Annotated in this window: 8 protein-coding genes; 3 read left to right on the top strand and 5 right to left on the bottom strand. The window is 53.9% G+C overall.

Going from position 1 to position 5,279, the window contains the following annotated elements; translation table 11 throughout:
* Positions 1-603 (top strand): DUF4143 domain-containing protein (locus HYU99_09050; protein MBI2340492.1); only part of this gene is annotated, 603 nt, incomplete at its 5' end.
* 62 nt (positions 604-665) lie between these two features.
* On the opposite strand, the gene HYU99_09045 is transcribed toward HYU99_09050, so the two are convergent.
* The 5 genes from HYU99_09045 to HYU99_09025 form a co-directional block, all read right to left on the bottom strand.
* The gene (locus HYU99_09045; GenBank protein ID MBI2340491.1) at positions 666-1,049 is read right to left on the bottom strand and encodes a hypothetical protein; all 384 of its coding nucleotides are present in this window, start codon (positions 1,047-1,049) and stop codon (positions 666-668) included.
* Between the two features lie 162 nt (positions 1,050-1,211).
* A complete protein-coding gene (locus HYU99_09040) occupies positions 1,212-1,688 on the bottom strand; it encodes a TlpA family protein disulfide reductase (protein ID MBI2340490.1) in 477 nt (158 codons plus the stop codon).
* Between the two features lie 15 nt (positions 1,689-1,703).
* Entirely contained in the window at positions 1,704-2,660 is a 957-nt protein-coding gene (locus tag HYU99_09035) for an FAD:protein FMN transferase (protein ID MBI2340489.1), read from the bottom strand.
* On the bottom strand, positions 2,660-3,796 hold the full coding sequence (locus tag HYU99_09030; GenBank protein MBI2340488.1) for a DUF3570 domain-containing protein: 1,137 nt from the start codon (positions 3,794-3,796) through the stop codon (positions 2,660-2,662). The genes HYU99_09035 and HYU99_09030 overlap by 1 nt, the downstream gene beginning before the upstream one ends.
* Positions 3,783-4,010 (bottom strand): DUF4266 domain-containing protein, encoded by a 228-nt coding sequence (locus HYU99_09025; protein ID MBI2340487.1) that lies wholly within the window; start codon positions 4,008-4,010, stop codon positions 3,783-3,785. Before HYU99_09025 ends, HYU99_09030 begins: the two co-directional genes overlap by 14 nt.
* Positions 4,011-4,092: 82 nt before the next feature.
* Here HYU99_09025 and HYU99_09020 point away from each other — a divergent pair, with 82 nt between their 5' ends.
* Together HYU99_09020 and HYU99_09015 are read left to right on the top strand one after the other, a co-directional pair.
* Positions 4,093-4,953: a DUF5050 domain-containing protein gene (locus tag HYU99_09020; protein MBI2340486.1), complete on the top strand. Its 861-nt coding sequence runs from the start codon at positions 4,093-4,095 to the stop codon at positions 4,951-4,953.
* 56 nt (positions 4,954-5,009) lie between these two features.
* On the top strand, positions 5,010-5,213 hold the full coding sequence (locus HYU99_09015; GenBank protein ID MBI2340485.1) for a dodecin domain-containing protein: 204 nt from the start codon (positions 5,010-5,012) through the stop codon (positions 5,211-5,213).
* The last annotated feature ends 66 nt before the right edge of the window (positions 5,214-5,279 follow it).

Below are 5,279 nucleotides of genomic sequence, written 5' to 3'. Positions count from 1 at the left end.
TTCCGCCGTTTTCTGGATGTTGCGGCCCAAATGAATACCGGTGTCATCAACCACTCAAATATCGCGCGGGACATTCATTCCGATCCGAAAACCGTCAGCGGATATTACGACATATTGGAAGATACCCTGCTTGGAATCAGGCTTCCCGCTTATCATATGTCGATTCGAAAACAGCAAAAAAGGGCTTCCAAATTTTATCTCTTTGACACAGGCATTGCCCGGGCTTTGGCCGGACAGGTCGATTACGATTTGGTTCCGCGGAGCTTTGAATATGGGCAACTGTTTGAGGCATTTGTTGTTATGGAGCTTCATCGCCGCCTCACCTACCAGGGCAGGCAATTTAAACTTTCTTACTTGCGGGTCAAAGAAGACTTGGAGATAGATTTGATTATAGAACGCGGAAAACTGGCTCCAACGCTGGTAGAAATCAAATCCGCGAACAGGGTGGACGAACGTCACGCAAAGGGACTTTTGATACTGGGTGACGATTTTAAATCACCCAAACAATATTTGATTTCGAACGATCCGGATAGAAAGCGTTTCTCAAGTGTTTTGGCCTGTCCATGGACCGAGGCGATCGATCGTATTTTAAGTGACGCGTAAGAAAGACTGTCCCGTCTCCATCGAACGCCTCAAAAAATTAAGCGATAAGACATTCGGCGAATTTATCCGCCTCTTCGGTCGGGAAGAAAAGAGGTCAAAGCGGCCGCTCCCGTCACGGCAAGCTCTCCGGCAAAGGCGTTGCGGATGTAGCGGATGGTCTTGCGGATGCCGACAACCGTTTTGACATCGTCTTGGGAAGTGAGCAGAAGGCAGGTCCTTTCCAGTTTTGCGGCGAGCAACCCCTTCAAGCGGGCAAGCCCGCCCTCAAAACGGATTTCTTCCTCGTTTTTTAAGGCCATCAGCCGGCGGGGCAAAAAATCGGCCTCGCCGTGGCCGTTGGAATAGGCCAGGGCGATCGACTTGCGGACGGCCCGAAGGCGGTCGGCCCTTTGTTGGAGGTCGGTTTGCAGTTGGCGCAATTCGCCAAAGAGCGAATCCAGAGTCATTTGTTCTCCGCCGCCCGTTTTTCCTGATATTTCTTCATCAATTCCTCCTGTACATTGCGCGGCGCCCGATATTTCTGACCTTTTCCATGTCCGGCATAAAGTCCGGCATAAAAAACTCCAGGGGGTTTCTAGCTTATTTGGGGGGAATAAGTCGAAGGGTTTTTACCCGGGGGTTTTTAACCCGGCGACGGTGAGGTCGGCCGGAGGACGATCCCCCCGGTAAACAATCTTTCCCTCCCTTGAAATTACCAGAGTTTGGGGGATGCCAAGGAGCCGGAATTTCCGGGCGACGCTTTTGTCCGTATCGAGGAGGATATCATAGGAGTAGCCTGTCTTTTCGACGAATTTTCGAGCCATCCTTTCCGACTCCCCCGCATTGATTCCCAGAAAGACGACATTTTTTTGGGAGGCATATCGGTTTTTAAGGTTGAGGAGGAGGGGTATTTCCTCGGTGCAGGCGTCGCACCAGCCGGCCCAAAAATTAATGACGACGGTCTTTCGGTGCCGATAGTCGCGAAGGGAGACCGTCCGGCCGTCAAGGGAGGCCAAGGTGAAATCAGGGGCCATCTCCTCCGCCGTTGTCCCGACGGCGATCCAAAAAAACAGGGATAAAGACACGGCAAAAATAAGACGTTTCATGGCGTCTCCTTTTTTTCAGGACCATTGACCGGCCTCGGCCTTGGGAAGGTTTTCCGTTCTAATGACGGACCCGTCGGCCGTGACCAAAAAACCGGAAAGGCCCCGCTTATTTTCCAGAAATTTCAGCCCCTCGTCGGGCCCGAGGGCCATGGCTGTTGTGGCGCAGACATCGGCCGTCACGGTGCTGGCGGCCATGATCGTGACGCTGGAAATCCCCCGAGTGATTTCGCCGGTGCGACCGTCGAGGACATGATGGTAGCTTTTCCCCCGATGACGGAAAAAACGCTCATAATCGCCGGAGGTCGCAACGGCGCCGTTTTGCAGGAGAAGCCCTCCCATGGCCGCATCCCTTTCGGCGAAAGGATTACGGATGCCGATTCTCCAGGGTCGCGGCGCCAAGGGGGAAGAATGGACGCGGATGTCGCCCGCGCCGTTGACGGCGAAATTTTCAACCCCCAGGCCCTTGAGCAAATGGAAGGCCCGATCGACCGCATACCCTTTTCCGATGCCCCCAAGCCCGATTTTCATTTCCTGATGCGGGAGAAAAACCTCCCGGGTTTCCGGATTCATCCCGATTTTTCGAAAATCGACGAACTGTTTTGCCCGATCGATCTCTTCCCGCGCCGGGGGGACGCCGGTTTTCATGGCCTCCCGCCATACGAGGCCGACGGAGGCGTAGCTGATGTCAAAGGCCCCGTCGGAGTCTCTGGATATTTGAAGGCACAATTCAAGAAGATCAAAAATCTCGCGGCAGACCTTAACCGGCCGGATTCCCGCCATCCGGTTGATTTCGTTTAAGGGGCTGGGACGGAAATCGGTGAGAAGGTCTTCGATTCGGGCAATTTCGCCGAAGGCAAGCTCAATCCACTGGTGGATGAGCCTTAAAGGGATGTGGGGAGAGGCGTAGGCCCGGATGGTAAAAGGGGAACCCATCAGGGCGCATTCTTTCCGGATCAGTTCCGCCGGCTCCATCAAAAGGCCCCTCCAAAGCCGAACTCATAAACGGCGGCGCTCAAACCGTTGGACCGGTGATAATAAAGACCGGCCCCGCTTAATGTAATCGCCTTGACCCAGCCATGAAAGTCCCACTGGTAGCTGATCATGGTTCCCCCTTCATGGGCCTGAAAGGAGGCCAGATCCGAATCGCTCGTCATGAATCTTTTCTGGACGGGGAAGGAGTCTTGGTAATAGGTCGAGGCGCTTTGAAGATAAAACCGGTAGAAAAATTTGATGAGGCCCGAGTCATCGTTAAACGCCAGATAGAGGGAAGGCTCGAAGGTAGGGGAGAGAATTCCCCAGTCATCGAAGTAGAGGCGGTTATCGATATGGACCGCGAGGGCGTCGGTAAATCCGTGGATGTAACGGAGGGTGGCGGCGTGTCGGAGGCGCCGATCGGGCAGAACCTCGCTGACGCGATTGCCGTTTAAGTCGACGGAATTCTCGGTTCCTGAAAGAAATCCGGATTGATGGGTGAAGCTGTAACCGACAAGAATCAAATCGGAAGGGGTCAAAATCTGGGAGCCGCTCACATTGACCGTGTGAACCCTTTTGGGTTGCCAGGGGGTAAACTCTCCGCTCGCCGCATCAAGGGGACGGGCCTTGTCGAAATAGGCATGGTAGTCCAAAGACAGGATAAAATTATCTTTTGCAAAACTTTTGTCGACGCGCAGACCGCCGTTGATGGAACGGTAGTCAAATTCGTAGGCGTATCCCGCACGAGGCGTTATCGTCCATGTCTTGATTTTTTGGGATACCCCCAGGTCAAGGGCGATTCGCCTTTTCAACGTGGTATCCGGCGTTCCCCCCGCCACGGCGCGGCCCGAGGCCCCCGTGTCGGTATCAAAAATCGCCTCGGAGGCGGAAGACCAGAGATCCGCCAGAAAACTGCCGAAAATTCTGGTCTTGGGAGTGATCTGATGCTCTAAAAAGAGGACCGGTTCATAAATGTCGGTTTTTTCGTTGCCGGAACCGTCAAAAACCTGTTTCCCTTCATGCCCGAATTGGTTCATGAAGCCCATGATCAGCTCGAATTTTGTCCGGGCGACGGCCGTTCCTTCCAGGCAGATGATGAGGAGGACAATTTGGGCCCCCTTTTTAATTGCACCCACAGCCGCCTCCGGCATTCTGATCCACCCCGCCTGCGGCCCCTTCACGGATGGAATGCGCTTCGTCGATGAAAGTTTTCTGATGAGGCATCGGTTCAATCTGCATTGTCTTTTTCGAAAGACGCCCCCGATCGATTTGTTGGACATTGGCACAGGCCGCGAGCAGAAAAATAAGGCCTGAAGGGATGAGAAGAAGAATTTTTTTGAAGGCATTCATCGGTTGACTTTTTTCGAGTGTTTCTCCATATTTGGGGACGGGGAGAATCTGTCGTTGACCGGTAATTTAAAGGATGGGGGCCATGCTGTCAAACAGGAATAAAAAGAGGGCGCTTTTTTTCGCGCTGATGGCGATTGTCGCCTGTAGCGGCGCCGTCAACGAGGTGGTTGATGACGAGGATGACGGCGATACCGATGCCGATGATGGAACCGACGAGGAGGAAGTCGGTACTCCCGTCACGCTCGCCTCGGACCAGAGTTCTCCCTTCGGCATCGCTGTGGACGATACCAGCGTTTACTGGGTAACCTACGGCGGCGGCACGGTGATGAAGGTGGCCATCGACGGTGGCGATCCGGTTGAGCTTGCCTCGGGACAAAGCACTCCGTGGGGAATCGCTGTCGATGAAACCAGTGTCTACTGGACAAACAGCGGTAGCGGCACGGTGATGAAGGTGTCAATCGACGGCGGCGATCCGGTTGAGCTTGCCTCGGGACAGAGTTCTCCCCACGGCATCACGGTGGATGACACCAGCGTTTACTGGACCAACAATAGCGAAGGGACGGTGATGAAGGTGGCCATTGATGGCGGAGCTCCGGTGACGCTTGCCTCCAGCCAGAACCTTCCCGATCGCATCGCGGTCGACGGTACAAGTGTTTATTGGGTTACCTTCGACGGCGACACGGTGATGAAGGTGGCCATTGATGGCGGCGATCCGGTCACCCTTGCCTCGGACCAGGACGGTGCTCATGGCATGACCGTTGACGAAACCAGCGTTTATTGGACAACCGCCGAGGGGGGCACAGTCATGCGGGTCCCGATTGATGGCGGCGATTCCGTGACACTTGCGTCGGGACAGGGTCGTCCCTCGATGGTCGTGCTGGACAGTTCCAACGTCTATTGGACCAATTTCGATGATGACACCATCATCAGTTTGTCTCAGTGAACAGGGGACAAGTTGAATTTTATTTCCAAATTTTAACGATCAAAAAGGAGGTTTCCATGGCCGTTGCACGCAAGACTGAAGTCATTGCTTCATCGAAGGAAAGCTTTCAGGAGGCCGTCAATCAGGCGATCAAACGGGCTTCCAAAACCCTGCACGGAATCACCGGGCTGGAGGTGACCTCGCAAAAATGCAAGGTGGATAACGGCAAGATTCTGGAATATCGCGTCGAATGCGCGATCACGTTTATTCTGGATGAATGATCTTTTGTAAAACCTCGTCGATGTCGGCATACGTGAACCGATAACCTCCATCAACCAGTTTTTTGG

The organism is Deltaproteobacteria bacterium, assembly GCA_016183175.1.
GTDB lineage: Bacteria > UBA10199 > UBA10199 > UBA10199 > SBBF01 > JACPFC01.
This window is presented reverse-complemented; position numbering and strand designations above follow the sequence as displayed.